Genomic DNA, 1,145 nt, shown 5'->3' on the forward strand with positions numbered 1-1,145 from the left:
GCCCAAGTATTCCCCCGACCTCAATCCGATCGAGATGGCCATCGCCAAGCTCAAGCGCAAGCCGCAGGCGCCCCGGACCGCCCACCAGTTCTCCCAGCCGCGGGCCTGATCGTGGACGTCACGAGGGGTCGGTCGGCAGCGACCGACTCCCGGCGGACACACCGTCGGGACACCGCGTCGGCGGATCCGAACATCAACATCGTCGTGTAAGTTTGCGGAGAGGCAGAGATTCGAACCCTGGGTTGGGTCACCCCCGCAACGGTTTTCGAGATTGTTTCTTGGCGTCCGGTGCGTTAGCGAAGAAAAAATCCACTACCTTCTCGAACCTAACGAGATTCATTGATTTTTGACCACAAGAGTCTGACTAACATAGACTTCTATAATCCCTTCAGGACAACGTACGCTGCGCGCCTTTCATCAGAGGCGGAGTTCGGCCTCGCCGAGCGGGGTGAGCATGGCGGCGACCTCCTCCGGGCGCAAGCTGTCCATGTCGTCGCGCCAGACCGGCTTGCGGTCCTTGTCGATCACCGCGGCGCGGACGCCTTCGAGGAGCTCGCCCTCGCTCGCGGCGCGGGAGGTGAAGCGGTACTCGCGGGCGAGCGCCTTCTCGATGCCGGGGTCGCGGCGGGCGGCGCGGACGAGCTCGAGCGTGCAGGCCATCGAGAGCGGGCACTGGCGGCGCAGCGTCGTCAGGATGCCGTGGCCCCATTCGCTGGTCTCGAGCCGGGCGGCGAGGGCGGCGAGGTCGGCCGCGTCGAAGGCATCGTCGATCGCCTCCTGCAGCGCCGGCAGGGCGGCTTCGGGGGCGGGGGCCGCAAAGCCGGCGACGAGGCCGGGATCGCCGGTCTCGATCAGCCTGCGGGCGAGCTCGGGCCAGCGGGCCTCGGGGACGAAGGCGTCGGCGAAGCCGGCGTAGATGGCATCGCCCGGCCCCATGCGGTGGCCGGTGACGCCGAGGTATTCGCCGAGCCGGCCGGGGGCGCGGGCGAGGATCGCCGAGGCGCCGATGTCGGGGATGAGGCCGATCATGCATTCCGGCATGGCGACCTGGCTGGTCTCGCCGACGATGCGGTGGCTGCCGTGGCCGGAAACGCCGACGCCGCCGCCCATGACGTAGCCCTGCATCAGCGCCACGTAGGGCTTGC

Annotated in this window: 1 protein-coding gene; it reads right to left on the reverse strand. The window is 68.4% G+C overall.

Annotation, left to right across the window (positions count from 1 at the left end; genetic code table 11):
* Positions 1-417: 417 nt before the first annotated feature.
* Positions 418-1,145, reverse strand: a 728-nt coding sequence (locus Q0112_RS05575; RefSeq protein WP_297972575.1) for an enoyl-CoA hydratase/isomerase family protein, incomplete at its 5' end; no start/stop codon positions are given.

Origin of the sequence: uncultured Amaricoccus sp., assembly GCF_937858865.1 — a bacterium.
Classification (GTDB): domain Bacteria; phylum Pseudomonadota; class Alphaproteobacteria; order Rhodobacterales; family Rhodobacteraceae; genus Amaricoccus.